Source organism: Sphingomonas sp. NY01 (genome assembly GCF_038809135.1).
GTDB lineage: Bacteria > Pseudomonadota > Alphaproteobacteria > Sphingomonadales > Sphingomonadaceae > Sphingomonas > Sphingomonas carotinifaciens.
On the sequence record NZ_CP101723.1, the window covers coordinates 155,428 to 182,098 of the forward strand.

Genomic DNA, 26,671 nt, shown 5'->3' on the forward strand with positions numbered 1-26,671 from the left:
GATCCAGTATCTGGCGGTGGCAGGTGGACCATGCCGAGGAAGCTACTGGTCAGCTGGTCGTAGCGGGTTGCAATGGCACGGTTGATCTTGAGGTGACCGAACATGCGCTCGATGCGGTTGCGCTGCTTGTAGAGGGTTCGGTCATACACGATCTTCACCCGGCGGTTTGATCGGCCGGGAATGACGGGTTCGATATTGCGCTTCGCGAGGTCGGCACGGATGGCGTCGGCATCGTAGCCCTTGTCCGCCAGCAAGGCATCGGGCGTGCGTTCTGGCAGGGCGATCAGGGCGTCATACGCCTTGCAGTCTGCCGCCTCACCGCCCGTCAGGTGGAAGGCGAGCGGTCTTCCGAGGGCGTCAGCCAGGCAGTGAAGCTTACTGGTGAACCCGCCCCGCGAGCGGCCAAGAGCGCGTCGATGAGCCCCCCTTTTCCACCCGCTGCCGAGACGTGGGCGCGGACGGTGGTGCTGTCGATGCTGTAGTGACCGGTGTCCGCCATGATCTCGGCCAGCGTCACCGCCACGATCTCCCAGACCCCGGCCTCGCTCCATCGCCGGAACCGGCGATAGATGGTGTTCCAGCTCCCGTATTTGGGAGGAACATCGCGCCACGGAGCGCCGCATCGTAGCCGCCAGAGTATGCCATTGATGATCGAGCGGTTCTGTTCGGGAGGCCGCCCTCGGCTCCGGTTCTTGCGATCAATCGGGAGCAAGTCCCTTAGGATGCGCCATTCCGCCTCAGTGAGATCGCCCCGGCTCAAGCCTGCCTCCAAAAAGCAGCCTTGAATCAACCAGCGCGCACCTCGTCAATCGGGCGGCTTCCTTCTCGCGCTTGTTTGCGGATAGGTATGCCGCAGGTTGGGAGCATGGACGCATGTATCGCATCACGCTGGAGTGTTTTAATGTCCCGGCTGCGGCGGGCGACGAAGCCGCGCGAGACATCGCCGAGGCATTCCGGCTCCACTACCCGCACGAGCACAACGTCACCTGCACCTTCATGGACGGCACGCTCCAGCTGGTCGCGGAAAACGATTACGATCCTGAGGGGCTCAACCTCATGGATGAGTTCTCAGATAACATATGCGCGTACATCGAACCTTTCGACGGCGACATGAAGCTGGTCAGCGTCGAAATCATCTCCTAATTTTGTCCACGCCGCCTAGTGCCCGAACGTCAGCTGTTGTCAGATACTGCCGTTTCGAAGGCCGGTTTTGAATGACGGCTTCGTCCCAGATTTCGTCATTCCACGTTTGCCGCTCGAGACGCCGACCGAAAATGAACGAATGTCTGAAGTTGGGAGACGGGAAAGGGATCCCGAATGTCTGCAACTGGGTCTGCGTCCCAGCATCAGCTGATCACAGCATTTTGAAGCACCGGTCGCCACCCGAGCCATTGTCACAGCGCCATGGCGGCTGCTGGCGCAGCGTGGAGTCGTTCGATGTCGGCACGTGGAGGCGCGCCGAACAGTCGCCTGTATTCGCGGCTGAATTGCGATGGGCTCTCATAGCCGACGGCAAAGCCTGCGGTGCTCGCCGTGGCGCCCTCCGTCAGCATCAGGCGTCTGGCCTCCTGCAACCGCAGCTGTTTTTGATACTCCAGCGGCGTCATGCGGGTAATCGCCTTGAAGTGTACGTGGAGCGAGGAGGAGCTCATGCCGGCCTCGGCTGCGACATCGTCGATGCGGATCGGCGCGTCGAAACGCCGGCGGATGGCGGCGATGGCGCGGCTGACCTGATTGAGATGGCTGCCAGCGGTTGCGACGTGACGAAGCATCGGACCATGCGGTCCGGTGAGCAGACGATAGAGGATCTCGCGCTCGATCAGCGGCGCCAGCGCGCGGATCGTGTCGGGTCGGTCGAGCAGGCCGACCAGCCGGCATGCCGCGTCGATCAGGTCGGTATCGCCGGGGTAGACGCCAAGCACCGGCAAGTCTGTTCGGACCACCCCACCGCCTTCGATCGCCATGAGATCGGCCAGGATCGAGGCATCGAGATCGATCTTGCAGCAGAGATAGGGTCGCTCGGGGCTCGCATCGAGCACATGACCGACCAGCGGCAAGTCGACCGAGACCAAGAGGTAATGGGCCGCATCATAGACCACGCTGTGCTCGCCGATCGACACCCGCTTAGACCCCTGGGCTATTATGCAAAGGGAGGCCTCGTAGACGGCAGGCGTGGGGGTGCTCGGCGCGTCGGCCCGGATCAGCGACACACGCGGCATCGCCGTGCTGCAAATGCCTGTGCCCACAACGTGTCGATCGATGAGGGCGGAGAGTTGAGCGATCCGGTCCATGCCGACGATCCTTCTCCAATTGCGAGCTGTGGGCAAGTATCTGGCGTTAATTCTAGAGGATCGTGCAAGCCATTAGGGCAATCACTCTACCGTGCGACATGGACGATGGCCCATCTGCGTCCCGTCACCACAACGGAAGGACTGCATCATGGCAGGAAATATTGACAAGGTCGTCCTCATCACAGGCGCGTCGAGTGGGATCGGCGAGGCAACTGCGCGAGAAATGGCTGCGACCGGCGCCCGGCTGTTCATCGGCGCGCGTCGCGGAGAGCGCCTGAAGGCACTGGCGGAGGAACTGGGCGAGACCGTCGCCTGGCGCGAACTCGACGTCACCTACGGCGCCGATTTCGATGCGTTCGTGGAGGCCGCTGAAGCGCGCTTCGGACGTGTCGACGTGCTGGTCAACAATGCGGGTGTGATGCCGCTCTCACCGCTCGCTGCGCTCAAGCGCGACGAGTGGAAGCGGATGGTCGACGTCAACATCCACGGCGTCCTCAACGGCATCGCCGCGGTCCTGCCGCGGTTCGTGGCTCAGCGAAGGGGGCATGTCGTCAATGTCGCCTCGGTCGCCGCACACATGGTGATGCCGACCGCCGCGGTTTATTGCGCCACCAAACATGCCGTACGCGCCATCACTGAAGGGCTGCGGCAGGAGCATGACGAGGTCCGTTCGACGTTGATCTCGCCGGGCGTGGTTGCCACCGAGCTGGGCCATGACATCACCGATCCTGAGGTTGCTGCGGCCCTGACCGGATGGCGAAAGAAGTCGCTGACGCCGGATGCGATCGCGCGAGCCGTTCGCTATGCCATCGAGCAGCCGGAGGGTGTCGACATCAATGAGGTGATCGTTCGCCCGACCGCAGCGGACATGTAAATGCTTGGGCGTGCCGGTGCCGAAGCGGGGACGCCCAAACGACGAGTTCATACACATTGACGAGCGCTGAGATCAATCAGCCAGGAGGGGATTGAAACGACTGGGGTTCGGTCATGATCGCATAGGAGGCCATTGCGGCCGTCAACGCGCCACCAGCATCTCTTCCAAATCGGTTCAACCGACCATGAATGTGGCCGAACGCCGGACCGTAACGGCAGCTTGTCCGTTCAGCGTTCCTGATCTTGCACTGCTTGATGGATATCGCCGACCATGCCCGACCATTCCGCATCGCCCATATTGCAGCCCGTCCAGATCGGTGACCTGTCGCTGCGCAACCGCATCGTCATGGCGCCGTTGACGCGCAGCCGTTCGAACGACGACGGGATCCCGCCCGCTTTCGCCGCAGACTATTACTCACAGCGCGCTGACGCCGGGATCATCATAAGCGAAGCGACCAATGTATCTCCCCAGGCGGTCGGCTATTCGTTAACACCGGGTATCTGGAACGAACAGCAAATCGAGGCGTGGCGCCCGATCGTGCAGGCTGTCCATGATCGTGGCGGCGTCATATTTCTTCAGTTGTGGCATACTGGGCGTATCTCGCATCCGGACCTACAGGGCGGAAAACCGCCGGTCGCGCCGTCGGCCATCAAGCCGGTCGGACAGGCATTCACCAAGGATGGTATGAAGGACCACGTAACGCCGCGAGCCCTGGAAACGGACGAGATCCCTGGCATCGTCGAGGATTATCGTCGCGCCGCCACCAACGCCAAGGCGGCAGGGTTCGATGGGGTCGAAGTCCATTCGGCGAACAACTATCTGCTTGAACAGTTCGTACGCGACAGCACCAACCGGCGAACCGACCCCTATGGCGGGTCAATCGAAAACCGTCTGCGCTTCCCCCTCGAGGTCGTCGACGCGGTCGTCGGCGTTTGGGGCGCAGGGCGTGTCGGCATCCGGTTGTCGCCAGCAACGACAATGCCCGGCGAGACGCCGCTCGACAGCACCGTGATGGAAACCTTCGGCATTTATGTTGATGCGCTGTCTCAGCGCGGCCTGCTCTATGTCCACGACATCGAGGGCGTGACGCAGCAGACACGTGACGCAGATGGCGTCGACTTTGCTGCGCTGCGCAAGCGCTTCAAAGGGGCTTATATCGCGAACAACCAGTACACGCTCAAGCTGGCCGAAGAGGTTCTTGAGCGTGGCGATGCCGACCTGTTCAGCATGGGGCGGCCGTTCATTGCCAACCCCGATCTCGTTGATCGCCTGCGCACAGGTGCGCCGCTTGCAGAGGCGCCAAAAGAGTATTGGTATGGCGGCGGGTCGGTCGGCTATTCCGACTGGCCGACGATGCGCGGGAATCCGGATCGCAGCTGACCCAGCCCCACATCAGAGCCAGCCGTAGGATCGAGCTCATACTGAGCTGCCCCCTTCTGAGTGGTCCATCGACTATGAGAGTCTGGATCAAGGATGAGCCTCACCCCGTCTCTGGTCCGGTCTTTATGAGAAAACCGGCTCTCTTTTCGTCAGGGCAGGCATGCCTGCCCTGACGAAAAAGCGCGCTCCATCGGGGTCTGGTTGCCGAGGGAGCTATGCGGACGGTGCTCGTTGTAATCACGCCGCCACGCCTCACATTTTACCCGTGCGTCGTCCAAGCTCAAGAACCAGTATGCGTTGAGGCATTCGGCCCGCACCCGGCCGTTGAACGCCTCCGCAAACGCGTTGTCGGTCGGCTTTCCAGGCCTGCTGAAGTCCAGCACCACATCATGCTGGTAAGCCCACAGGTCGAGATCCTTCGAGATGAATTCCGGGCCATTATCCAGACGAATACGCTTGGGACGACCGTGTACCACGGCAATGCGCTCGAGCGTCTCGACCACGTCAGAGCCGCGGTAGCTCGTCCGTACGTCGAGCGCTGGTGACACACGGGTGAAGTTGTCGACGATCGAGAGCACCCGGATCTTGCGACCGTCGAACAGCTGGTCCGACAGGAAATCCATCGACCAGCACTCGTTGGGTGCCGTCGCCGGCGTCCGGTCATCGCGCAGCTTCGCCTTCACCTTGCGCTTGGGCGTCTTGTTGCGCAGCTGCAGCCCGAGCTCACGATACAGCCGATGAGTGCGCTTGTGGTTGATCTCCCAGCCCTCCCGTCGGAGCAGCACATGGATGCGTCGGTACCCATAGCGAACACGGGTCGCAGCCAACTCCTTGATCCGCATCTTGAGGCCGGCCTGATCGAGGCGGCGCGACTGATAGCGCTGGGTCGATCGATTGATCGGAAACGCGCTGCAGGCTCGCCGTTCGCTGACCTGGTAGCTCGCCTGCAAATAGCCGACGATCTCCCGGGCTCGACCAGGCCCTACATTTTTCGGCGGATGACGTCCTGCAGCATTTCCCCTTCGACAAGCTCAGGACAGGGTTATCCAGGCTGAGGTTCGCCACCAGCCGCTTCAGCCGGACGTTCTCCTCCTCCAGCACCTTCAGGCGCTTCATCTCCGACGGCATCAGCCCTCCGTATTTGCTGCGCCATCGGTAATAGGTCTGGATCGATATGCCGGCCTTTCGGCATACCTCCTCCACGGTCGTTCCATCCTCGGCCTGCTTCAGGATGAACGCTATCTGCTGCTCGCTGAACCTCGACTTCTTCATCGGCGGATTCCCTCGTCCGGCACCTGCCAAACCTAACCGGGAATTTCTCACAAAGAATGGACCAATCCGAAGGGCTCAGCTCAGTCGCGGAATAATGCGGTCGCTAACAAACGCTGACCTTTCGCGGCTTGCGCGGGTTAGATCTACGCGAGCCTTTTCCAAATCTGCAATGTTGGCGCAGTCATGAGCGCAGTGACTCTGAATTGAGGCGAGGCCAATCCGGATGACTCGGTGGTGCTCCTCAAGACCGCGAAGCAGTTCCTTGTCCGTCATGGTTAAGCGACGCCTCCCAAATACTGCCCAAAGGCAGAATCTGCTGCGCTGTCTACCGTATCTGACAAATCAGCTCAGCGATATTGATAACGCCCGTAACGACTGTTGGATCGTTAGCTAAGTCGATTTTTGTTAAGTCCCTGCGAAAACGTCGCTCGCGATGGCGTCGACGCTAGGGCAGGGCGGCTTGACCACGTGGAAGGGCAGGGGGGAAGCTCGTCAACCGGCGCTCAGGCGATGTCCTCGACAGCGCATGGATCAGTGCCGCTCGCGTCGGCCATCCGTTCGGGCTTCAGGGGGGCGGCGCTTTATCGCGTCGGCGTTTGAGAGCGCGTCGAGCCACGATCCCATAGGGATCGAGGAATGCAGATCATCGCTCGGTGGTAATCGGCTCGATCAGATCCCATCGATTTCCATAGAGGTCCTCGAAGACCGCCACGATGCCGTATGGCTCGTGCCGAGGCTCCTCGACAAAACGTACACCCTGCTGCGTGTAGGCGAGGTGGTCTCGCGCGAAATCATCGGTCTCCAAAAACAGGAACACTCGACCGCCGCTCTGATCGCCGATGGCATTCCGCTGCCGCTCGCCAACGGCTCGCGCCAGAAGGAGGCCGTTCGCCGCGCCTTCCGGCGCGACCACGATCCATCGTTTCCCGTCTCCAAGCTGGGTGTCTTCACGAACCTCAAAGCCCAGCTTACCGACGAAGAACGTCAGCGCGGTGTCATATTCGTCGACGAGGAGAGCAGTGAGGTTCAGTCGCTGAGGCATTCTCCATCGCTGCCGTACTTCAGCCGGCGCGGCAACGCCCGCTTACCGTTTGGGATGGTATTCAGAGAAATATCAGCTGCCGCAGTATGACGAGTTCACGCAAGCATCTTTTCTGTGTCAGGCGCAAGCGATGGATATACCCATGCGCGATCGCCCCAAATGCAGCCGGCGACGGGCACGGCCCGTGCCACGACTTGGGAGCGGTGCCCGATCCGTGAAGCGCATCACACCGCGCTCGCCACCCGCCGGGAAGAACCGATGGAGCTGATCGGAACGCTCAATGCGAAAATCTTCATGCCGTCGCCTCCGATTGCTTGGTGAGAAACCCGGTGATCACCGCCTCCGTCGTCAAGATCTCCGCGATATCGGTGAGGCCGGTTGCGAGGTCCGCCGCTTGCCATTCGGCACTCTGTGAAGCGGTGGCGTCACTGACCAGCAGCACGCGGTAGCCGAGATCGGCTGCATCACGCGTCGTATGGTTGACGGCGTGACACAGATGGACGCCGGTCACGACGACGGTGTCGATCCGTAGGTTGCGCAGCATGATGTCCAGCTGCGTGCCCCCGAACGCGCTCATGCGCGACCGGGCAATCACCAGATCGCCCGGTCGCGGCTCGGCGCCGGCGACAGGGGCCGCACCCCAGCTCGCGCGCACCACCATCGGGCCATCGGTGATCTTGCGGAACAGGGGCGTGTTCCGACCCGCTCCGCCGGCTTCGGGATCGATGACGAAATGGCAGTGAACGACCTTGCCCCCCGCCGACCGGGCGGCATCGGCGATCCGCCCGGCATGGGCCACGACCTGCTGCGACCGGGCATGGCGGAAGCCCTCGCTGCCATCGGAAGCGCCGCCGGGAGCGAGATTGTCGTTCTGCAGGTCGATGACGAGCACGGCGGTACGTGACGGGTCGAGCGTCAAGGGGTCATCCATGAGTACGTTCCCTGTGGATCAGAGTGATGGTAAGCGCGACACTGGCGGCGGCGACAGCCGCCCATGGGGTCGTGAGAATGCCCGGCCCGGCGACAAGGACGCCGCCAAGAAAGGAGGCACCGAAGATGCCGAGGTTGAAGGCGGCGATGTTGAACCCGGACGCGGTGCCGACGGCTTGCGGAGCAACCTCCTCCGCCACCGCGACGACGCCTGCCTGCACGATCGGCGAGAGGCCGAAGGCAAAGACCCCCCAGACGAACAGGTTGACGAACATCGTCACCGGGTTCGTCACGGTGAACGGCAGGGCCGCAAGGGCGACGATCAGGCCTGTGAGCGTGGTAACGAGCGCGCGCCTGCGCCCCAACGAGTCTGACAGACCGCCGCCCATGAGATTGCCGATCACCGTCGCCACACCGAACAGCATCAGGGCAAGACTGACGGTTCCCTCCGATACGCCGGTGACCCCGGTCATCAAGGGTGACAGGTAGGTGAAGACGGTGAACGACGCACCGAAGCCGAACGCGGTGACGAGATAGAGTGAGGCCAAGCGGGGCTGACCGAGCAGCTTGAGCTGCGCGGCAAGGCCGGAGGGCGGCGTGTGGGCGATCTGTTTCGGCAGAAACAGTATCAGGCCAGCCATGCTGACAACGCCGAGCCCCGCTACGACCAGGAACGGTGCGCGCCAACCCAGGTGCTGACCGATGAAGGCGCCCAGCGGCACGCCGACGACCATCGCGACCGTCAGTCCGGCGAACATCAGCGCCACCGCCTGACCGGATCGGGTCTTGTCGACCAGGGATGTCGCGACGGTCGCTCCGATCGAGAAGAACACGCCGTGCGCGATGCCGGTTACGATCCGTCCCGCCAGCAGCAGGCCATAGCCTGGTGCAACAGCGGCAATCAGGTTGCCGGCGGTGAAGATCGCCATCAGTCCGATGGCAAGCTGCCGGCGCGGCAGGCGGCCGGTCAACGCGGTGACGCTCGGCGCGCCGAGCGTGATCGCCAGAGCGTACAGGCTGACCAACAGCCCCGCTGTGGTGAGTGAGACGCCGAGGTCGCGCGCCATCTCCGGGATCAGCCCGACGATAACGAACTCGGTCGTGCCAATGGCAAAGGCGGCGACGGCCAGTGCGAACAGGCCCGGCGGTGTACGGATACTAGTCATTGCAGCGGTCAAGCGTGCAGCGAGGCGGCGGCTACCTGGGCGATGGTCTCATCTGCCTCGACCGTCGCTCCGGCGACACCGATCGCGCCGATGACCACTCCCGCCGCGTCCCGTACCACGACGCCGCCGCCGAAGCTGATGAGGCCGCCATGCGTGTGCTCGAGGGAATAGATCGCCCCGCCTGGCTGCGCAGCGGCGCCCAGAACGGCACTGTCGGCCTGGAAGAGTGCGGCGGTGCGCGCCTTCTTCAAGCTGACCTCGGCAGGACCGATCGCGCCGCCGTTCATCCGCAGGAAGGCGACCGGATGGGCTGCGGCGTCGAGAACGGTGATCGAGACAGCGAACCCGCCGCGTGTCGCTTCGGCTTCGGCCGCGGCGACGAGAGCATGGGCGATGGCAGTGTTCATACGAATGCCTTTCAGGTTGCGGGAACGACAGTCGTGCCACCCAGACGCCGGGTGACGATCGTCTCGGGTGGGGATGCGATCAGGTCGCGGATTGCCTTGCCGAGGGCGCGGAAGTGAGGCGTCGCCTGGTGCGCGGCGAAGGCGCCATCATCGGCCCAGCGTTCGATGAAGACGAAGCGTGCGGGCCGCTCACGGTCGCGATGAAGGGCATAGGCAAGGCAACCGCTTTCGGCCCGGCTTGGCGCGACACAGCGCATGAGCACGGCTTCCAACGCTTCTTCTTGCCCGTCCGTGGCGATGACAATCCCGACGACATCCAGCGGATAATCGGGCATGACGTGGCTCCTGCACAGCGACCCGGCGTGGGGTCATTGATGCACAGGATAAGACGATCTGTTGGCCCTAGTTCCTGGAACCGCATAGTATAGTTATCAGAATCGCCATATCTCCAACAATGTTGAACAATGGAGCGTCGGGGACGCTCAAGCAGCTTCGATCGCCAGTTCCATCATCATCCAGGCGATCTCGTCCAGACGTGCGCGCGGCAATCGCACTGCCGGCCCGCTAAGCCCCAGCGCCGCACGCACCTCTCCACGCTCGCGGAAGGGCACCGCGATACAGTGCAGTCCGGGCATGTAGCCTTCCAGATCGAGCGCGTAGCCGCGTGTGGCTACCGCCGCGATTTCGTCTACGATCGCCGGGCCTAACGCTTCGGCTCGCGCGGCGAGCAGACGCCTGCCGAGACCCGGCAGGAACGCAAGGAAGACCAGTCCGATCGCCGAGCCTTCCAGTCGCTCGCGCATCCCTGTCTGACTGGTGGTACGCAGCACCGCGCCGGACTCGACGCAATCAAGATAATAGGTCTCGTCGCCGCTCGGAACCGCCAGATACACCGTCTCGCCGGTTGCGACCGCGATGCGCTCCAGCGTGGGGCGCAGGCGACGCCGCAGATTGCCGTCGTCACCCGCGATCCGGGCCAGGTTCAGAATGCCACCGCCCAGGTGATAGCTTGCGTCGCCACTACGGCGTCCGACATAGCCGAGCGCCTCCAGCGTCTTCAGGATGTTATGCGCCGTCGTCTTGCCGATGCCCGCCTCCGCCGCGACTTCGCCAAGCCTGGCTGCCCCGCCATGCCGCGCGATGATCTCAAGGAGTGCGACGGCACGCTCAATCGACTGGATCAACGTCTGTCCCTGATGCTGCCAAGGCTTCCTGACGGAAGGCCTTCTTTCCATACGGGCAAATGCTCGGAATGCCGACCCATTCCCGATAAGGAACGGCCAGCGAGACAGCCGAAGATCTCTCGATTGCCCCGACACCTGGAAAAAAGAGAACAACGGCGGGTCAGCCCGATAGACGATGGCCGCCTGGGCAATGACGGTAGAACGTCGACACGCCGACATTCAGCAACTTGGCTATCTTTGCGGGCTTGTCACCTGCCGCGAGTAGCTTGCGCGCCGTGTCGATCTTCTCAGGCGTCATCGCCAGCTTTCTCCCTCCGCCGCTGCCGCCCTTCGCGCGGACCGCAGCCAGACCGGCGATTGTGCGCTCCCTGACCAGCTCGCGTTCCATCTCGGCTACCGAGGCAAGGATATGAAACAGCAGCCTTCCAGAGGGCGTGGCCGTATCGAAACCATCAGTCAGTGATCGAAAGTCGATCTTGCGAGCCGACAGGCCAGCGGCCAGCTCAATCAGGCCCCGGATCGATCGGCCAAGCCGATCCAACTTCCAGATGACCAATGTATCACCGCCCCGCACAAATTGCAGCGCATCGGCAAGGCCTGGACGATCCGATTTCGCACCGCTCGCCTTATCAGTGAAGATCTTCTCGCAACCGGCCTTCGTCAAAGCGTCAATTTGAAAAGCGAGATCCTGGTCGGCCGTTGAGACACGCGCATAGCCTATCAACATCGTCCGTCGTCCCGTGGAGGTGTTGTGGATGAACTATGCCGATCACGATCACCCCGGCAGCAGGATGGCAGCACCGGAGAACAGTCCCGCTTCGAGGTCGGCGTGGGCTTGCGGCGCTTCACGTAGCGGATAACGTCGTCCTATCGGGGCGGCGACGCCCGCTGCCATCAGGTCGACCACGGCTCGAGACGCCAATGCATAGGTGTCAGGGTCCGCGGCGTAGGCCATGACGCTCGGTCGCGCGAAACTGAGCGACCGCAGCGGCCCGATCGCTTCGACGGCGAGAGCGGGAATGGAGCCACCTGCTTCGCCGATACTGGCTACGGTGCCGAACCGTCGAACGCATTCCAGCGTCTTGCCAAGCGTGCTTCCGCCGATCCCGTCTATCGCGAAATCTACACCGCGCCCTTCTGTGAGCCTGGACACTTCGGCCGCGAAGTCAGCGTCACGCCCGACTATCACGTGATCGACGCCATGCGAGATTGCGATCGAGGCCTTCGCGTCCGATCCCACAGTCCCGATCACCGTGGCACCGAGGCGCTTGGCCCAGAGGGTGGCGAACGCTCCCAGTCCCCCGGCTGCGGCATGGACCAGCAAGGTGGTGCTCGACGTGACCGGAAACGTGCGGTTCATCAGCATGTGGATCGTCAACCCGCGCAAAAGGAATGCGGCGGCCACCTTCGTATCGATCCCCTCGGGAAGCGGTACGGCGCGCCACGCGGGCAGGAGGCGCGTGGTGGCATAGCCGCCCGCGATACCGGCATAGGCAATCCGCTGCCCTACATGCAGGCCCTGAACGTCGTCGCCGATCGCCTCAATGCGGGCCACGCCTTCGACACCGGGGATCGCCGGATGCGCCAAAGGGTACAGGCCGGTTCGATGGTAGATGTCGATGAAGTTGAGGCCGATCGCCTCGTGTCGGATAAGCAACTCGCCTTTGCCCGCCACCTGTGCAGGCCACTCGATCGTCTCGAGCTGGTTCGGGCCGCCGGGGTGCTTCAATCTGACTGCGATATCCATGAGCATGTCTCCTTCGCGAAGACGTTTGCAGCGAAGGATGCTGGCAGAAAATTCCCGTGCGATACACAACGAATGGGAATAGATCGCTGATATGAGCTGGGACGATCTTCGCCATTTTGCCGCGTTCGTCGGAACGGGCAGTCTGTCCGGTGCGGCTAGAACGCTTGGGATCGAACATGCCACCGTCGCGCGGCGGATTGCGGCGCTCGAAGACCGGTTGCAGATGAAGCTGGTCGATCGGCGTGGGCGTCGCCTCATTCTTACCCCGGCGGGGGAAAAGGTGGCCGCGCTCGCCGACCAGATGGCCGAGACTATCCGTGCGGTCGAGCGCCTGGCGGACGGAAGCCGTTCCGAACTGCGAGGAAGGGTGACGATCAGTGCGCCACCCGCCTACGCGGCTTCGGTGCTGGCGGGTCGCCTCGCGGCTCTTCGAATTCGGCACCCCAAGCTGGCGATACGCCTGCTCGGAGAGGCGCACAGCGCCTCACTTGCGAGGCGCGAGGCCGACATCGCCATTCGGCTCAGTCGCCCAGAAGGCAACGAGCTGACGGCCATGCGGATCGGCACGATGCCCTTCCACCTTTATGGCAGCGCCGAGTATCTCTCGACGACCCCGAAAGACGATTGGGTGTTCATCGGTTCGGTCGGCGCTATGGCGAGTTCACTTCAACAAGCCGAGCTTGCAAAACTCGCTAAGCGGGATGTTGACCCGTGGCAAAGCGACCAAGTCGATATACAGGCTGCCCTCGCAGCCGCTGGAAGCGGTGTCGCACTATTGCCGGAATTCCTGACATCCCGATGGTCGGGCCTCGTCCGAGCGAATAAGGGCGACGCGATTGTAACCCGCGACGTGTGGCTCACCCTGCACACGGACATCAGAACAGCAGCCTCGATCCGTGCCGTGATCGACGCCCTGCGCGGTGCAGATCGAGTCACGGCTGTTCCCTCTAGCCAGCCAAGCGGGTCAGCCGAATGACCCAAGCCATTCCTATCAGAATAGGCCGACATGGCGATGGGGCATTCCCATTGGGATCGCGAAACGAGAACGGGCGGCTACTGCATAATTAGGCCACCATCGACGGCATATTGGCTGCCGGTGACGTAGGAGGCATCGTCCGAGAGGAGGAACAGCGCAACAGCCGCCGCTTCCTCGGGTGTACCAGGGCGACCCAGCGGGACCTGACCGACAACGAAATCCTCGAAACCGCGCTTTGCCTCAGCCGGCAGGAAGTGGCGGAAATTGGTGTCGATCGGTCCGGGCACGACGACGTTCACACGGATGCCTCGCGGCGCGAATGCCGTCGCCCAAGACCGTGCCATCGCGACCAGTGCCCCTTTGGTGGCAGCGTACAGGCTTGTGGCAGCGGCGCCCTCATAGGTCGAGGACGATGACGTGACGACGACCGAGGCCCCGTCCCTCAGGTGATTGGAGAGCGCAGCGAGTTGAAGCATCGGACCCCGCACGTTGGCGGCCATCATCCGGTCGAAGGCACTGGCGTCGACTTCTTCAGGCGCGCCGAGCGCGGCATATCCGGCGTTGAGCCATAGTCCGTCGAGTCCGCCCGCATTGTTTGCCGTCTCGGCCAGAATGGCGACGCTGGCAGGATCAGCGGCATCGTTGGCGAGGACCTGGCCACGATCGCCGAGTTCACGTCGCGTGCCGTCGATACGATCCGGACTGAGCCTTGTGACGATGACGCTGCCGCCTTCGGCGACGATGCGCTTCGCGCCGGCCAGACCCATGCCGCTCGTTCCGCCCGTGATAAGGACGCGCTTGTTCTCGAACCTCGCCATTGAGCGAAGTTAGCAGACGAAGTCGCTTCCGGCATCCGGCTTTCCCACCGGGATCGTTGATCGAGAAAGAGAAAGCGTTCTCTAAACCCGTCACTTCTGAGAACGAAAGCCCGAGCTTGACCCAGTCGGCGTGAAACCGGACGCTCAAACCATGCGAAGCGATATGCGATGGTGGGACGGTCCCTGGCCTTGGCTGGCCTATCTTGCCACCTACGGCATCCCTTGGCTGTGGGTGCCTCCCGGTCCGAAGCAACTGCTGCTGTCAGCCGTCGCGCTCGGTATCTTCTTGGCCGTCTATTTCCGATCCTTCCATCTGACCGGAAAGACGCTCGCTGGATCGATCGCCATCATGGCGGCGATCGGCGTCGCCTTGGTGCCGGTAGGCGGCGGTTGGAGCGCCTTGGCGGTCTATCCCGCCATGCAGGCCGCTCACCTCCGGCCCCGGCGCTTAGCCATATGGGCGATCCTGCTGTCTATCGTCGTGTTCCTGGTCGCCGGCATTCTGTCACGACAACCCCCGACATGGTGGTTGCCGAGCCTGATCCTGCCGGCGTTGATCGGCGGTGCAGCATTATCGCGGGAAGCCTTCTACGATCGCACGCACGCTCTCCTAGCGACGCAAGCGGAAGTGCGGCGGCTCGCCGGCCTTGCCGAGCGCGAGCGCATGGCGCGCGACGTTCACGACGTGATCGGCCGCACGCTGACGCTGGTTGCCCTCAAGGCCGATCTGGTCGAGCGCCTGGCCGGCAGGGACGGCGAGGCGGCCTCCAAGGAGGCGCGCAGCATCGGCGAACAGGCTCGTGCCGGTTTCGCCGAGATACGGGCCGCGCTTGACGGCCATGCCGGAGGAAGCCTCGCCAACGAGATTGCAGCATCGGTCGCGGCGCTGGAAACGGCGAGCATCCGGGCTGACATTGACGGCGATCGGACGGCGATCCCGCCCGATGCCGGCGCGATCCTAGCCATGACGCTGCGCGAAGCGGTGACGAACGTCATCCGACACGCGGACGCCGGCCGGTGCTCGATCGGGCTGACGCACGGGGCGGGGCGGCTGACCATGATCGTTGCCGATGACGGCATGGGAAAGGCGATCGTGGAAGGGAACGGCCTGACGGGGATGCGACAGCGATTGGTGGCGGCCGGCGGTGAACTGGTCATCCGTACGGACGCGGGCACGACGCTGGTCGCGAGCGTGCCGGCATGAGCGATCCGATCCGCATCATCATTGCCGAGGATCAGACGCTGGTGCTGGGTGCCATCGCCGCCCTGCTTGCGCTGGAAGACGACCTCCAGGTCATCGGCCGGGCGGGGGACGGCGACGCCGCCTTGACGATGGTTCGCGAGCTGCGCCCCGACATCCTCCTGACCGACGTGGAGATGCCGGGCCGGTCCGGCATCGAGCTGGCCCATGCCATCGACGCGGAAAAGCTGCCGGTGCGCGTTATCGTCGTCACGACCTATGCGCGGCCGGGCTATCTGACGCGCGCTCGCGCCGCGAACGTATCGGGCTACCTGCTCAAGGTCGCGCCGGCGGACGAGCTGGTCAGCGCGATCCGGGCGGTTCACTGCGGCGGTATCGTCATCCCGGCCGATCTCGCCGAAGCGGCACGCAAGGCGGGGGTCGATCCGTTGACCGATCGCGAGCGCGACGTGCTGCGCTTGGCTGAAGAAGGGATGCCGAACAGGGATATCGGCGACCGCCTCGGCCTCTCGACGGGCACCGTCCGCAACTATCTCTCGGAAGCGGCATCGAAGCTCTACGCCGCCAACCGGATCGAAGCCGTCCGCAACGCCCGCGCGAAAGGGTGGCTGTAGGCGGCCGGCGCGATGTGGCGGGTGACATTCGTCACTACCAAGCAAGCCGCTGTCGGTGGAGAGGCGTCCCATCAATAGCCCGATCGGGCTTACCGAAAGGACGCATCAATGTTCAACCTGCGGGCCGCTCTTGCCCTGACTGCCGCTGTCCTGACTCTCGCTTGGGGCATGGCGCAGGCCGCGCCGTCATCCCCGACTGCCGCTCCGGCACCCGCCCCGATCCGCTTCACAGTCGTGGACCAGGGCGCCACCGGCAAGCCCGACGTGATCCTGCTCCCCGGCCTGACCGGCGGACGGTGGGTGTGGGAAGCGCAGGCCGCGAAGCTGGCGCCCGACTATCGGCTTCACCTGTTCCAGGTGAACGGCTTCGCCGGACAGCCCGCCGGCGCCAATGCCACGGCGGACCCGCTGCTCCCGGCGCTCGTGGAAGACCTGCACGCCTATATCGCCGCACGGCGGATGCGCCCCGTCATCATCGGGCATTCGCTCGGGGGCCTGCTCGGATTGATGCTGGCGGCGAAATACCCGCAGGATGTCACCAAGCTGGTCGTGGTCGATGCCACTCCTTTCTGGGGGCTGATGTTCGGTCCCAACTCCACCGCCGACAGCGTTCGTCCGATGGCCCGATCCATGAGCGACAGCACCTTTACGGCGTCGCAAGCACGCCGCGAAGCGGGGGAGCGCAACATAGCCCAATCGCTGGCACTAGACCCGGTGGCCCGCGTGCGGATTGCAGCGGACGGACTGGCGAGCGATCCCGAGGTGGGGAGTCGCGCCATGTATGAAGACCTCACCACCGATCTTCGGCCGGCGCTTCCCGCCATCAGAACGCCTACCCTCGTGCTATACGCCTCCGATCCGACGCTGACGTACCCGGACGGGACGAAGCCGACTGCGGAAATGACAGATGCCATATTCCAAGCGAGCTATCGAACGATGCCGAACGTCAAGCTGGCTCGGGTGGATGGCACGCGGCATTTCATCATGTCGGATCAACCGCAGCGGCTGGACGAGCTGCTACGACCGTTTCTTGCCGCACCTGCCGGACCATCCACGCGATGAACCACACCAACCGGGAAGGAGAAACCTTCCCGGTTGGGCAACGGCCAGCGAGACGGCCCGGTCCTTCCCACAAGGATCAAATTACGGGACTGAGCTCAACGCTCTACGACCGGGCGGATTTTGCGGTTTGGCGCGGCGCACCCTTAGCCAGCCAAGCAACACCCATGATTGCCAGGCCAAGCGAAAGGCTCCAAATTCCGTAGTATAGATACGGCGAGAGATCAGCTTTCATACCCGGTAACATGATAACCGGCATGATCGCAGGAATCATGGCGACCGGCAGATATCGCTCTCGGGCATTCTTATGCATCTTCATCGCCTCTTTTCTGTTTCGTAATAGCTTATGTGACGACGCGACGGGAAATTGTCGAGGGTCTGGCTCTTCCCGAAAACGATGGTGAAATGAGAAAATATTAGGTTTCTCGAAACGTCTGAGAGACGCGGTTTCGGGCAAAGTCGGTGCCTTATATCAGCCTAGGGTCGCGCTCGCCATTCCGCCCAAAGTCTGCCCGCATTGCCTGTCACTTGCCCTCGTGGTCTGCATCTGCTGGACGGAAACCCGTTCCTTCCCTTGCGGAAGGTAACGAATGGTGCGCTTTGCACCCTGATCCTCGACCAGCAGACCATAGGGAACAAGGGCGTTGTCCGGTTCCCCTTCGGTTCGTTCAAGAATCTTCATGCCGTTACGCAGGCCCGCCGCATAGGCGGGATGGCCAGGATCAACTCCAATCACGACGTTGCCGGCAGCGGCGGTCGCTTCGGCATCGAACCCTCGTGAGAAAGAGGGGCGTTGTTCAGTGACGATCGTCGCGCATGATCCGAAGGTGTCGGCGGGCAACAGGATCGGTTCTCCGCGAGCCAGATGGCGTGCCTCGTCGTCATCGACACTCAGTCCACTGCGCGCGGCCAGACGGCGAAAGATGTCGGTCGCGTAGCCGTCGGACGTACGGGCCGCCGCTAATTGCGCAAGCATCACCGTATCGAGGTTTGTCCGTCCGCCGCTGGCCTCCAACAGTCGCCGGTTCCAGATCGCAGCAAGGAGCGCGCCTCGCTGATATGCAAGCTTCTGCGCTGCGTCATTGTCCCAGAAGGCAGATGCCGCCTGCGCGCCCGTCAAGGTCCGCACTGGCGATCCGGCATAGGCTGCCAGCATCTCGTTCCATTGGGCGGCGAACTCGGCCGGGGAAATCACGCCGGCACGAACCATCAGGGCTCGCGCATAATAGTCGGTGAAGCCCTCGCTGAACCAATAATGCGCCGGTCGCGCATCCCGATCTTCGGGCATCGTGCCGAGTCGCGCGGGGTTCCAGCTATGAAAATACTCATGGGCGAGCAGCCATTTCATGCGGTCCAGCGGTGCGCGGTGATCGACCCATAGCGCGAAGGCATCACCGCGGCCGGTGCCGCCAAAACTCATCACCGCCGGATTGCCCACGAGGGGAGCCGCCGTCACTAGAAAGGGCGCACCCCGATCCGTCCGCCAGAAATCCCGCTCAACGGCGACAACCCGCCGGGCGAGGCGATCCAACTGCTCCGGCGTGAAGGCATAACTACCAATCGTTGCCACGCGTACGCCGGACCCGTCCCGTGCCGGAAATGTCCTGAGGTCATGTCCGCCGATGACGATACTTTCCAGCGCGTCGGCCACGGTGCCGGGGCGAAGCGCCGCGCGGGTCCGGCCCGCGAGATGCTCGAGATCGGACGCGAAGCCGATCCCGGATGCGCCTGTCCAGTCGAAGGTCACGGGCGCTTTCTCGCGGCCGGCGGGGAAGCCGAACAGCGCGTTGCCCGCGGCATAGAACCAGCCCGGCCGGACAACTGGTCGCGCCTGTTCGCTGTCCTCGACGGTCGGATCGTGGTCATATGCCGATACGATGCGATAGGTCACGGTCAGGCTCGCGTCGGGGGCGGCACGGATGCGCCAATGCCCGTCATTGCTTTGCTCGACGCCCGTCGCACCTTGGACCTTCACATCGCGCGCCCATTGCCAAAGGTGGCGCTCGCCGCTCCAACCGTCATCCCATCGGAAGTCAGTGGTGCCCGAGGGGTCGGCGCGGAAGCGGACCTGAACCCGCAAGGCTGTGATATTGCCGCCGGACACCTCCGGCGCCAGCGTATATTGGACGGGCTGCTGTGCGACTGGTGGGGCGGCAGACACCAACGTCAGGGCGGCGATACTAAAAAGGAGGCGCATGTCACTATGGTAGCGATGGCGTGCGCTTCGACAATCAGGCTTTCCCAATTGGGAAGGTCGGGTGAGATCGTGGCGGGGCTGGGACCGTATCCAGAGGCGAGCGCGGCAAAATTCCCGAAATCCGTTCCCGAAACTGTTTTCCCGAAATGGCTTGATCGAGATGGAGTTACGGGACTGCTTTAGCCGTCCGCTTCGACCGACGTCGCAGCTTTGAGGAGCCGGCGATCGCGAGCAATCTTGGCGAGCAGGGTGCGGCTGCATCCAGTCGCGTCCATAATCTCCCGCCAGCTGCGGCCATCGCTCAGCAGAGATGAGATAGCAGCGTTCCGGGCCTTGTTCGCAGGACGGCCCTTGTAGAGACCGGCGGCCTTGGCCTTAGCCGTCCCTTCAGCCTGGCGACGACGGCGATCCTCATAGTCCTTGCGCGCTACCGCGGCGAGTACGTCGAGCATCATCGCGTTGACCGCGGCGAACATGCGGCCGGTGAACTCGTCGGCCGGCGCCGTCAGGGTCCACGATGTCGGCAGGTCGAGCGCGACGATGCGGACCTGCTTGGCATCGATCAGGCCACGTAGGCGGACCCAGTCCAGGGAGGTGAGTCGGGACAGCCGGTCGACCTGCTCCACCAACAGAACGTCGCCGGGTTCGCAGTCGTTGAGCAAGCGGAACAGCTCAGGCCGATGCAGCTTGGCCCCGCTTTCGTTTTCAACATAGCGCGCTGCGATCCGCAGTCCCTGCTCAACCGCAAAGGCGTCGAGGACGCTGCGGGCGCGTGATGCGTCCTGCTCGGACGTAGATGCGCGGAGGTAGGCCCGGATAAACATGGTTTGGTCTTCGATACGTAGTGCTTATTTGTCCAGTCTTTTTTAAGTGGATGAAGCGCCATTAAGGCACCAGTTTAGGGCCGGTCTTCAAAAGGCATACCCAAAACGCACCTCCTAAAAAGCGCATCTGGCAGGATCGTAGCGGTGTGACACGTAAGGACAAGTATGACATTGGAGTCGAAGATGGGCGCAAGAGCGACATTGTTGTCGTGGGCGGACGTTTCAGCTATATTGCATCGACGTGGTGCATCGGGGTTGGCGTGCTAACATGACCTTGCAAATTAATATTACCCCTAACGGGCGCATGAGCCTGCCAGCGGACGTCCGGAAGCGCCTTGGCCTGAGTGGCGGTGGTGCAGTCTATCTCGACGAGACGGAGGACGGCGTGGTGTTGCGGACGGCAGGCCAGGCTGTGGCACGCGCCCAGGCTCTGGCTAAGCAGTACACCGGCGGTAATCCTGACGCATCTGTGGACGCATTTCTTGCCCGACGTCGGGAGGAGAGCGGCGAATGAGCGTGGTGCTGGACGCGTCTGCGATCATTGCGATGCTCAAGGGCGAGCGCGGCGCGGCAAAAGTTGCGGCGGAAATCGGTGGCGCGCGAGTGAGCAGCGTCAACTATGCCGAGGTCGTCAGCCACTTCGTCCATGCCGGCATGCCCGAGCGCGAAGTCGATGCGATGCTCGATCCATTGCCGCTGACGGTCGTGCCGGCCGACAAGGCGCTCGCGCAGATCGCTGGGCGGTTGCGGGCGGCCACAGCCGAGGCGGGGCTCAGTCTCGGTGATCGTTTCTGCCTGGCACTCGCACGGCGCGACGGTCTGCCCGCATGGACCAGCGACCAGAATTGGAAGAAGGTCGCCGACGCCGTCGAGGTAAAGGTTGTTGCGATCCGCTGACTTCGTACGGTCAAGGGTTAGGGGAGCGGGTAGGGGGCTCGGCTCGACTGCCATGGCCCACACCGCCAGAAGGTTTCGATGCTACGCCTGATCCACACAGCAGACTGGCAACTCGGCAAGCCATACGGCCGCTTCGACAGCGATGTGCGCGCTGCCCTCAGCGAAGCCCGGTTCGATGCGATTGACGCGATCGGCAAGGCGGCAGCGGAGCATGAGGTCAGGCACGTACTGGTCGCCGGCGATGTGTTCGATACCGAAGGACCAGAAGACCGTATAATCGTGCAGGCGGTATCGCGAATGCAGCGCTATGCCTGTACCTGGTGGCTGCTGCCCGGCAACCACGACTTCGCCCGCAACAGCGGCTTGTGGGACCGTGTCCGCGCAAAGGGCGTCGCCAATATCCGCATCCTCGCCGAGCCGGTGCCAGGCGAGTTAGAGCCCGGGCAGTGGCTGCTGCCGGCACCGCTAACCCACCGGCACAATCTCGACGATCCAACCACGCTGTTCGACACGATGGAGACGCCAGGCGCGTGCTTGCGCATCGGTCTCGCTCACGGCTCGATCCGCGACTTCTCGTCGCGCGGCGAGGCGCAGAACCAGATCGCACCTGATTGCGCGCAGCGCTCCAACCTCGACTATCTTGCGCTCGGCGACTGGCATGGGAGACTCAGGGTCGATGCGCGCACCTGGTACTCAGGAACGCCAGAAACCGATCGCTTCCAGCGGGATGAGCCGGGCTACGCTCTGCTCGTAACGCTTGAGGCAGGAGCGGAGCCGTCGGTGTCGCCAATCCGTACTGGCAGGTTCCAGTGGCTGATGCGCTCGTGGACGGTTGCAGACGCGGAGGGCTTTGCCGCCGAGTGTGACCGGCTGCTTGCACAGGTCGAACCATCGGCAACCCTCTTGCAGCTCTCGCTCTCGGGTATCGTCAGTTTGTCCGATCGTATCGCGATCCTTGCGCGCCTCGACAATGACCTGCGCCATCGCCTCCGCCATCTGGCGGTCACCGCCGACGATCTCGTCGGTCGGCCGAGCGAACAGGATCTGGCAGACCTGCGGGTCGAGGGGATGATCGGCACGGCTGCAGCCAAGCTGATGAGCATGATAGAAGCCGGTGGCAGCGATGGCGCCATTGCCAGGCGCGCGCTCGAGCGCCTGTTCGTGGAACATCAGCGGGGACAGGACGCGGCATGAGTCTTCGGATCCGGCGCATCGCGCTTTCAAACTTCCGCAAATACCGCGACCCCTTCGTACTCGACGGGCTGACCGACGGGCTCAACGTCATCATCGAGCCCAACGAGACCGGCAAGTCGACGCTGCTGGAAGCGATGCGCGCTGCCTTCTTCATCCGGCACAACACCGCCAACCGGCTTGCGCGTAGCTATGCGCCTTACGGTGAGGCCGTCGCCCCGCAGATCGAGATCGGCTTCGAGGCGAAAGGCGAGGCGTGGGAAGTCAGCAAGCGCTTCCTGAAGAGTGCTTTGGTTGAGGTTCGGGGACCGAACGGGCGTGCGCAGGGCGAGGATGCCGAGGCGCAGCTGCAAGCGCTGCTCGGTGCGCGTCGCGACACCAGCCAAGGCGGCGACGCGGCCGCGCACGGCGCACTCGGCCTGCTGTGGGTCGGCCAGGCGCAGGCGCTTGAAGTGACGGCGCCGGGCGAGATCGTGCGCGACAGCGTTCGCGCCACCCTGGAAGCTGAGGTCGGCACGATCATGGGCGGTGCCGCCTACCAGCGTGTTCGCCCCCGCATCGACAGCCAGTTCGCGGAATACTGGACCAACAGCGGTCGGCCGACCGGTCGCCAGACCGCGGCACGCGACGAGCATGAGGCAGCACAACGCGCCGCGAGCGAGGCGGCCACTCGGCTTGCCGCCTTGGAACAAGGCTTCTCCGATCTCGAGGCTGCGCGAGCGCGGCTAAAGGTGCTAGACCGCGATCTTGCCGATACCACCGATGCTGAGCAGCGTCGGACGCTGGTAGGCCAGCTCGACGTGGCGCGCTCTGCGGCTCAGCTGCTCGACACACGCCGCGCTGAGCAGGGCCGCCTTGTGGACCGCGTCAAGGCATTCGAAGATCTCGCATCGCGCCTCGCAACCGCCCGCAAAGCTGTCGTCGACGCGGCTGCGGCGCTCAGCAAGGCACGGGATAGTCGATCCAGCCTGGTCGGGGAGCTGGTGGCCGCGCAGGAACGAGCGACGACAGTTCGTGAGCTGCTAACCCGTGCTCGTGACACTCGGCGGACCGCCCACGCGGCACTTGACGCTGCTCGGATACGGGATGCGGAGCGCGAGCGCCGGGGGGCAATTGGCGAGGCACGACGGCGATATGCCGATTTGGTTGCGCTGGAGGCCGACTACGAAGCGACGCGCCAGCTCGCGACTGCGGTGATCCCCACCACCGTCATCAAGGGCCTCGAGGAACGCGAACGTGCCGTGGACAAAGCGCGGGCGGCCGTGGATGCCGGTGCGACGCGGATCGAGTTCGCGGGCGACGTAAGCGGCCTGACAATCGACGGATCTGCGGCGGAGCGTGGAGACCGGATGTTGTCTCGCGAGACGCTCATCCGACTGGGCGCTGCCGAACTGATTATCCGGCCGCCGGTCGGCTTGCAAGGCGCCGAGACGGCACTTGCCAATGCAACCGATGATCTGAACGCAGCCTTGGCCGAGCTTGGGGTGGAGAGTGTCGCTGCGGCTCGCGCTCGCAACGAGAGCGCGCGTGACGCGGTCGCCAATCTTCGCACGCTCGAGGCGCGGATCGCCGGGATCACGCCTGCCGTGACGCTGCTCGAAATCGAGGCGGGTGCGTCCGCCCTTAAGCTCTTTATCGCCGGATTGCGGGAAGGCGCGGAAGGGGAGGGGAGTGGCGAAGAACCAGACGTCGAGGCGCTAACCATCGCATCAGGTGAGGCGGATACGGCGTTGGCAAAGGCGGAAGGTGTCGATGCCGTGGCATCCGAGCAGTTGCGCGAAGTGGAGGCGCGCAATGCTCCTCTGATGGTGCAGGAAGCTGGCGCCGAGCGGGATGCGCTGAACGCCGCGGCACAGCTTGCCGCCTTGGAAGCCAGGCCCGAGGTGGCTTCGCTTGACGAGGCCTTGCGCGAAGCGCGCCAGCAGGAGGCTGCAGCGCTCGTCAACCTGCAGGATGCCGAACGGGCAGCGACCGCGCATGACGTTGTGACGATCGAACGGCAGATCGGCCTGCTAGACAAGCGGGTCGAGGTGGCCCGGGCACAGCGTACCGACCTGGAAAAGGTGGTTGCCGGGCTGGAGGCGCGGATTGAGGCGGAAGGCGGCAAGGGCCTGGCCGAACGCGCAGCGGTTTCGCGTGAGGAGGCTGATGCCGCAGCTGCCAACCTGGCACGTGTGGCGCAGGAAGCGGATACGCTGAAGCTGCTACGCGACACGCTGGAGAGCGCACGCGCCGAGACATCACGAACGTTTGTCGGGCCGGTGGCACGACGTGCACGCCGGCACATTGAACGCCTGCTGCCGGGCGCTGACCCCGGCTTTGGTGACGACCTTGGCCTATCGTCGATCGCGCGGGGCGGTGTGGGCGAGAGTTGCGGCGATCTCTCCAGGGGCACGCAGGAGCAGTTGGCGGTTCTCACCCGCCTGGCGTTTGCTGATATGCTCCTTGAGCAGGGAGTGCCGGTGTCGCTGATCTTGGACGACCCGCTCGTCTACTCGGACGATGCCCGCCTCGACCTCATGACCGAGATTCTGACAGAAGCCGCGACCCGGATGCAGGTCATCCTACTTACCTGCCGCGATCGCGCCTTCCGCCATCTTGGCAACCGGATCAGCCTGACGAACAACCTTTAGCGGCACCGCCGGTGAGGAAATCAGAATGATCGCTGTCCGGCGTTCGTTCAGCCACACGTGACAACGACGAGCGGAAGCGACGGCGCTGATTACTCGGCCGCCTTCAGCTCGGGACAGCGCTCGTCGCCTGAGACGGGCGCTATCGGGCGAAGAGCTGCAGGCGCCTTGGCCCGCGCAGTAGAGAAGCTCACGGCGGGCAGAGGTGAAGCCGGCACGCCATGCGCAGGACCTTGAACGGCAGCGACGCCGGCCAAGGCAGCCTCGGCTTCCAACTGCTTGGCCACGACTGCGAAGGGATGCTCAAGAAAATGCTGATTGAGAGCATCGGCGATACCCTTCTCCTTACCCGCCCGGGCGAGGTCGAGTACCGCCTGACCATCCTTCCAGGCGATTGGCGCCTTTACGCGCCGTGCCTGCTCCTGGGTCAGCATGTCGAGCGCGTCAGCGGCGATAGTTCCTGACGTCCACAGCTCGAACCTTTGCCGTGCTTCACGGAAATACGGATGAGCACGATAATGGGCGCGAACGATCGCGATCTTGCCGAGCCAAGTTTCGACCTCGGCGAGGCTCAGCACCCCTCCGGGCTCCTTGCCCTTACACTCGATCGCGGTGACCTCGCTCGCCTGCTGCGTCACCTGCTGGATGTCGATTTCAGCGATCCTGCCCGTGGTCGGGTCCTTGGCCTTGACGTTCATGTCGATCGACATCGCGCCTCGTCGAGCCAGATAGGCGGCGACCAGCTCAAAGAGCACGCCGCGCAGGTTTCGGCTTCTACCCTCAATGTCGAACAAATTGTCGAGCAGAAACTGAAGGCGTTCAGGACTTGATGACGAGGCGTAGGCGCCGGCGTTCTTCAGTACCGCGACAAGCGAAGCGATCGCCGCGCCGACGCGCTTGCCGAATAGGTCCCTAGGCGTCGCCATCATTATGCCGGCGGCATGGCCGGCGGTGAGCGCTTCTCCGGTGAACCCTTCGGCAACAAGCACCGACAGCACGCCGATGTTTGGCAGGGTTGCCTTCAGCATGCGCGCCTTGCGAATGAAAAATTGTATCTGGTCGGCGGTGAGAATGCCTTCGGCGAAAGCATCTGCGACTACGAATCCCGGCTTAGCCGCGCCGCCCTGCAGCGGCAGCAAATAACTTGGTCCGGCCAAGTCGAACTCGAAGGGACCGATGGCCTTCAGCTCCGCGTCGCCGCGGATACGGATAGCATTGTAGCTTCCAAGCCCGATCTTGCGAGTCCATTCACGCATTCCGTCGAGGAGAACGCGCTCCGCGAGGTCGCGGGCACGAAGGCCAGTCTCGTCGCCATAAGCCAGGGACGGGGCGAGGCTGTAGCAAAGCTCGCCTTCGCTATCCTGCACTTCCTTCAGGATGCTTGCTGCGATCAGCCGCTGCGCAATCAGCGCAACTGGCACTTGGCCCTTTTGCGGAAGCGCCGGAGCGCCGCTGACTACAGAGAGCTGGCTCACCCTGATGAAACCGCCTCGGGCGGTGATCCCGTCGATCGCTGCTGCAAAAACCGAGGCACTTGCCCGGAGATCGCGGATCAGATTGGCCCAGAACCTCTCGGTGTTGCGGTCCTTTTCGAGGTAGACGAACGCTTCCCGCTTGGGGAGGAGCTGCACCGGGAAGCGACGGATCGGCTTTGTCGCGCGAGAGAGGCGCTGCCGGGCAGCCTCGGGGGAGAGCCCTTCCTCAATCAGCGCCGCGACGACGCGCGAGGACCGCGCTGGACCTTCTTCAGCGAGAATTTGCAAGACGCTTCGAGGCATGACGTCACACTGCTTAATTTATTAATTCTACTACCTTGTGGGCTGGCACTTTCGCAAGCCTGTGTCGAAGCCGTTTATTTTCATGAGCTTACGTGACTATTTTGTAGACGTTCAAGGGGCGGGTTGTCACAGGGCATGCGAATCTGGCGCTGATCGCCGGCCATTCGGCCCCACCGCCAAACAGCCTCTTTCG

The 26,671-nt window shown here is 63.5% G+C and carries 25 protein-coding genes and 2 pseudogenes; 11 read left to right on the forward strand and 16 right to left on the reverse strand.

Annotated elements, in window-relative coordinates; translation table 11 throughout:
• Window positions 1-35 precede the first annotated feature (35 nt).
• Window positions 36-760: pseudogene (locus tag NPJ82_RS16585) on the reverse strand (IS5 family transposase); the annotation flags it as partial.
• 113 nt (window positions 761-873) lie between these two features.
• On the opposite strand from NPJ82_RS16585, the gene NPJ82_RS16590 reads away from it, so the two are divergent.
• Entirely contained in the window at window positions 874-1,143 is a 270-nt protein-coding gene (locus tag NPJ82_RS16590) for a hypothetical protein (RefSeq protein WP_342659060.1), read from the forward strand.
• 251 nt (window positions 1,144-1,394) lie between these two features.
• Here NPJ82_RS16590 and NPJ82_RS16595 read toward each other — a convergent pair whose 3' ends face one another.
• On the reverse strand, window positions 1,395-2,291 hold the full coding sequence (locus tag NPJ82_RS16595) for an AraC family transcriptional regulator (RefSeq protein WP_342659067.1): 897 nt from the start codon (window positions 2,289-2,291) through the stop codon (window positions 1,395-1,397).
• Window positions 2,292-2,439: 148 nt separating this feature from the next.
• On the opposite strand from NPJ82_RS16595, the gene NPJ82_RS16600 reads away from it, so the two are divergent.
• Window positions 2,440-3,165 (forward strand): SDR family oxidoreductase, encoded by a 726-nt coding sequence (locus tag NPJ82_RS16600; protein WP_342659068.1) that lies wholly within the window; start codon window positions 2,440-2,442, stop codon window positions 3,163-3,165.
• 270 nt (window positions 3,166-3,435) lie between these two features.
• Window positions 3,436-4,545, forward strand: a complete 1,110-nt coding sequence (locus NPJ82_RS16605; protein ID WP_342659069.1) for an alkene reductase — start codon at window positions 3,436-3,438, stop codon at window positions 4,543-4,545.
• Between the two features lie 149 nt (window positions 4,546-4,694).
• Here NPJ82_RS16605 and NPJ82_RS16610 read toward each other — a convergent pair.
• The 9 genes and pseudogenes from NPJ82_RS16610 to NPJ82_RS16650 all read right to left on the reverse strand — a co-directional run bounded on the left by NPJ82_RS16610 (window position 4,695) and on the right by NPJ82_RS16650 (window position 12,293).
• Window positions 4,695-5,817: pseudogene (locus NPJ82_RS16610) on the reverse strand (IS3 family transposase).
• Window positions 5,818-6,460: 643 nt separating this feature from the next.
• Window positions 6,461-6,859: a VOC family protein gene (locus tag NPJ82_RS16615; protein ID WP_342659070.1), complete on the reverse strand. Its 399-nt coding sequence runs from the start codon at window positions 6,857-6,859 to the stop codon at window positions 6,461-6,463.
• Window positions 6,860-7,151: 292 nt separating this feature from the next.
• The gene (locus NPJ82_RS16620; protein ID WP_342659071.1) at window positions 7,152-7,790 is read right to left on the reverse strand and encodes a cysteine hydrolase; all 639 of its coding nucleotides are present in this window, start codon (window positions 7,788-7,790) and stop codon (window positions 7,152-7,154) included.
• Window positions 7,783-8,967: an MFS transporter gene (locus tag NPJ82_RS16625; RefSeq protein ID WP_342659072.1), complete on the reverse strand. Its 1,185-nt coding sequence runs from the start codon at window positions 8,965-8,967 to the stop codon at window positions 7,783-7,785. The genes NPJ82_RS16620 and NPJ82_RS16625 overlap by 8 nt, the downstream gene beginning before the upstream one ends.
• On the reverse strand, window positions 8,964-9,362 hold the full coding sequence (locus NPJ82_RS16630) for a heme-binding protein (RefSeq protein WP_342659073.1): 399 nt from the start codon (window positions 9,360-9,362) through the stop codon (window positions 8,964-8,966). The genes NPJ82_RS16625 and NPJ82_RS16630 overlap by 4 nt, the downstream gene beginning before the upstream one ends.
• Window positions 9,363-9,373: 11 nt before the next feature.
• Window positions 9,374-9,697, reverse strand: coding sequence for a putative quinol monooxygenase (locus NPJ82_RS16635; protein ID WP_342659074.1), 324 nt, complete (start codon window positions 9,695-9,697; stop codon window positions 9,374-9,376).
• Window positions 9,698-9,844: 147 nt separating this feature from the next.
• Complete coding sequence (locus NPJ82_RS16640) at window positions 9,845-10,597, reverse strand: IclR family transcriptional regulator (protein ID WP_342659075.1); 753 nt, start codon at window positions 10,595-10,597, stop codon at window positions 9,845-9,847.
• A gap of 109 nt (window positions 10,598-10,706) precedes the next feature.
• A complete protein-coding gene (locus NPJ82_RS16645; protein ID WP_342659076.1) occupies window positions 10,707-11,273 on the reverse strand; it encodes a recombinase family protein in 567 nt (188 codons plus the stop codon).
• Between the two features lie 48 nt (window positions 11,274-11,321).
• Window positions 11,322-12,293 carry a quinone oxidoreductase gene (locus tag NPJ82_RS16650; protein ID WP_342659077.1) on the reverse strand — a complete coding sequence of 324 codons (972 nt, stop codon included), beginning with the start codon at window positions 12,291-12,293 and terminating at the stop codon, window positions 11,322-11,324.
• Between the two features lie 91 nt (window positions 12,294-12,384).
• Here NPJ82_RS16650 and NPJ82_RS16655 point away from each other — a divergent pair, with 91 nt between their 5' ends.
• Window positions 12,385-13,269 (forward strand): LysR family transcriptional regulator, encoded by an 885-nt coding sequence (locus NPJ82_RS16655; protein ID WP_342659078.1) that lies wholly within the window; start codon window positions 12,385-12,387, stop codon window positions 13,267-13,269.
• A gap of 77 nt (window positions 13,270-13,346) precedes the next feature.
• Here the strand turns inward: NPJ82_RS16655 and NPJ82_RS16660 are convergent, their stop codons facing one another.
• Window positions 13,347-14,087, reverse strand: coding sequence for an SDR family oxidoreductase (locus NPJ82_RS16660; protein ID WP_342659079.1), 741 nt, complete (start codon window positions 14,085-14,087; stop codon window positions 13,347-13,349).
• Between the two features lie 130 nt (window positions 14,088-14,217).
• On the opposite strand from NPJ82_RS16660, the gene NPJ82_RS16665 reads away from it, so the two are divergent.
• The 3 genes from NPJ82_RS16665 to NPJ82_RS16675 all read left to right on the forward strand — a co-directional run bounded on the left by NPJ82_RS16665 (window position 14,218) and on the right by NPJ82_RS16675 (window position 16,964).
• Window positions 14,218-15,291 (forward strand): histidine kinase, encoded by a 1,074-nt coding sequence (locus NPJ82_RS16665; protein ID WP_342659080.1) that lies wholly within the window; start codon window positions 14,218-14,220, stop codon window positions 15,289-15,291.
• Complete coding sequence (locus tag NPJ82_RS16670) at window positions 15,288-15,902, forward strand: response regulator transcription factor (RefSeq protein ID WP_342659081.1); 615 nt, start codon at window positions 15,288-15,290, stop codon at window positions 15,900-15,902. The genes NPJ82_RS16665 and NPJ82_RS16670 overlap by 4 nt, the downstream gene beginning before the upstream one ends.
• Window positions 15,903-16,010: 108 nt before the next feature.
• Window positions 16,011-16,964 (forward strand): alpha/beta hydrolase, encoded by a 954-nt coding sequence (locus NPJ82_RS16675; protein WP_342659082.1) that lies wholly within the window; start codon window positions 16,011-16,013, stop codon window positions 16,962-16,964.
• Between the two features lie 103 nt (window positions 16,965-17,067).
• On the opposite strand, the gene NPJ82_RS16680 is transcribed toward NPJ82_RS16675, so the two are convergent.
• From NPJ82_RS16680 to NPJ82_RS16690, 3 genes are all read right to left on the reverse strand, one after another.
• Entirely contained in the window at window positions 17,068-17,280 is a 213-nt protein-coding gene (locus NPJ82_RS16680) for a hypothetical protein (RefSeq protein ID WP_342659083.1), read from the reverse strand.
• Window positions 17,281-17,433: 153 nt separating this feature from the next.
• A complete protein-coding gene (locus NPJ82_RS16685; RefSeq protein ID WP_342659084.1) occupies window positions 17,434-19,158 on the reverse strand; it encodes a hypothetical protein in 1,725 nt (574 codons plus the stop codon).
• Between the two features lie 179 nt (window positions 19,159-19,337).
• Window positions 19,338-19,982, reverse strand: coding sequence for a recombinase family protein (locus NPJ82_RS16690; RefSeq protein WP_342659085.1), 645 nt, complete (start codon window positions 19,980-19,982; stop codon window positions 19,338-19,340).
• A gap of 268 nt (window positions 19,983-20,250) precedes the next feature.
• On the opposite strand from NPJ82_RS16690, the gene NPJ82_RS16695 reads away from it, so the two are divergent.
• From NPJ82_RS16695 to NPJ82_RS16710, 4 genes are all read left to right on the forward strand, one after another.
• A complete protein-coding gene (locus NPJ82_RS16695) occupies window positions 20,251-20,496 on the forward strand; it encodes an AbrB/MazE/SpoVT family DNA-binding domain-containing protein (RefSeq protein ID WP_066548739.1) in 246 nt (81 codons plus the stop codon).
• Complete coding sequence (locus tag NPJ82_RS16700; RefSeq protein WP_043061448.1) at window positions 20,493-20,879, forward strand: type II toxin-antitoxin system VapC family toxin; 387 nt, start codon at window positions 20,493-20,495, stop codon at window positions 20,877-20,879. The genes NPJ82_RS16695 and NPJ82_RS16700 overlap by 4 nt, the downstream gene beginning before the upstream one ends.
• Window positions 20,880-20,957: 78 nt before the next feature.
• Window positions 20,958-22,073 (forward strand): DNA repair exonuclease, encoded by a 1,116-nt coding sequence (locus NPJ82_RS16705; RefSeq protein WP_342659086.1) that lies wholly within the window; start codon window positions 20,958-20,960, stop codon window positions 22,071-22,073.
• Window positions 22,070-24,703, forward strand: a complete 2,634-nt coding sequence (locus tag NPJ82_RS16710; protein ID WP_342659087.1) for an AAA family ATPase — start codon at window positions 22,070-22,072, stop codon at window positions 24,701-24,703. The genes NPJ82_RS16705 and NPJ82_RS16710 overlap by 4 nt, the downstream gene beginning before the upstream one ends.
• 89 nt (window positions 24,704-24,792) lie before the next feature.
• Here NPJ82_RS16710 and NPJ82_RS16715 read toward each other — a convergent pair whose 3' ends face one another.
• Entirely contained in the window at window positions 24,793-26,478 is a 1,686-nt protein-coding gene (locus tag NPJ82_RS16715) for a hypothetical protein (RefSeq protein WP_342659088.1), read from the reverse strand.
• Window positions 26,479-26,671 lie beyond the last annotated feature (193 nt).

Coding starts and splice junctions, on each gene's coding strand:
- NPJ82_RS16590 (WP_342659060.1), top strand. CDS start 874: ATGTATCGCATCACGCTGGAGTGTTTTAATGTCCCGGCTGCGGCGGGC.
- NPJ82_RS16595 (WP_342659067.1), bottom strand. CDS start 2,291: ATGGACCGGATCGCTCAACTCTCCGCCCTCATCGATCGACACGTTGTG.
- NPJ82_RS16600 (WP_342659068.1), top strand. CDS start 2,440: ATGGCAGGAAATATTGACAAGGTCGTCCTCATCACAGGCGCGTCGAGT.
- NPJ82_RS16605 (WP_342659069.1), top strand. CDS start 3,436: ATGCCCGACCATTCCGCATCGCCCATATTGCAGCCCGTCCAGATCGGT.
- NPJ82_RS16615 (WP_342659070.1), bottom strand. CDS start 6,859: ATGCCTCAGCGACTGAACCTCACTGCTCTCCTCGTCGACGAATATGAC.
- NPJ82_RS16620 (WP_342659071.1), bottom strand. CDS start 7,790: ATGGATGACCCCTTGACGCTCGACCCGTCACGTACCGCCGTGCTCGTC.
- NPJ82_RS16630 (WP_342659073.1), bottom strand. CDS start 9,362: ATGAACACTGCCATCGCCCATGCTCTCGTCGCCGCGGCCGAAGCCGAA.
- NPJ82_RS16635 (WP_342659074.1), bottom strand. CDS start 9,697: ATGCCCGATTATCCGCTGGATGTCGTCGGGATTGTCATCGCCACGGAC.
- NPJ82_RS16640 (WP_342659075.1), bottom strand. CDS start 10,597: ATGGAAAGAAGGCCTTCCGTCAGGAAGCCTTGGCAGCATCAGGGACAG.
- NPJ82_RS16645 (WP_342659076.1), bottom strand. CDS start 11,273: ATGTTGATAGGCTATGCGCGTGTCTCAACGGCCGACCAGGATCTCGCT.
- NPJ82_RS16650 (WP_342659077.1), bottom strand. CDS start 12,293: ATGGATATCGCAGTCAGATTGAAGCACCCCGGCGGCCCGAACCAGCTC.
- NPJ82_RS16655 (WP_342659078.1), top strand. CDS start 12,385: ATGAGCTGGGACGATCTTCGCCATTTTGCCGCGTTCGTCGGAACGGGC.
- NPJ82_RS16660 (WP_342659079.1), bottom strand. CDS start 14,087: ATGGCGAGGTTCGAGAACAAGCGCGTCCTTATCACGGGCGGAACGAGC.
- NPJ82_RS16670 (WP_342659081.1), top strand. CDS start 15,288: ATGAGCGATCCGATCCGCATCATCATTGCCGAGGATCAGACGCTGGTG.
- NPJ82_RS16675 (WP_342659082.1), top strand. CDS start 16,011: ATGTTCAACCTGCGGGCCGCTCTTGCCCTGACTGCCGCTGTCCTGACT.
- NPJ82_RS16680 (WP_342659083.1), bottom strand. CDS start 17,280: ATGAAGATGCATAAGAATGCCCGAGAGCGATATCTGCCGGTCGCCATG.
- NPJ82_RS16685 (WP_342659084.1), bottom strand. CDS start 19,158: ATGCGCCTCCTTTTTAGTATCGCCGCCCTGACGTTGGTGTCTGCCGCC.
- NPJ82_RS16690 (WP_342659085.1), bottom strand. CDS start 19,982: ATGTTTATCCGGGCCTACCTCCGCGCATCTACGTCCGAGCAGGACGCA.
- NPJ82_RS16695 (WP_066548739.1), top strand. CDS start 20,251: ATGACCTTGCAAATTAATATTACCCCTAACGGGCGCATGAGCCTGCCA.
- NPJ82_RS16700 (WP_043061448.1), top strand. CDS start 20,493: ATGAGCGTGGTGCTGGACGCGTCTGCGATCATTGCGATGCTCAAGGGC.
- NPJ82_RS16705 (WP_342659086.1), top strand. CDS start 20,958: ATGCTACGCCTGATCCACACAGCAGACTGGCAACTCGGCAAGCCATAC.
- NPJ82_RS16710 (WP_342659087.1), top strand. CDS start 22,070: ATGAGTCTTCGGATCCGGCGCATCGCGCTTTCAAACTTCCGCAAATAC.
- NPJ82_RS16715 (WP_342659088.1), bottom strand. CDS start 26,478: ATGCCTCGAAGCGTCTTGCAAATTCTCGCTGAAGAAGGTCCAGCGCGG.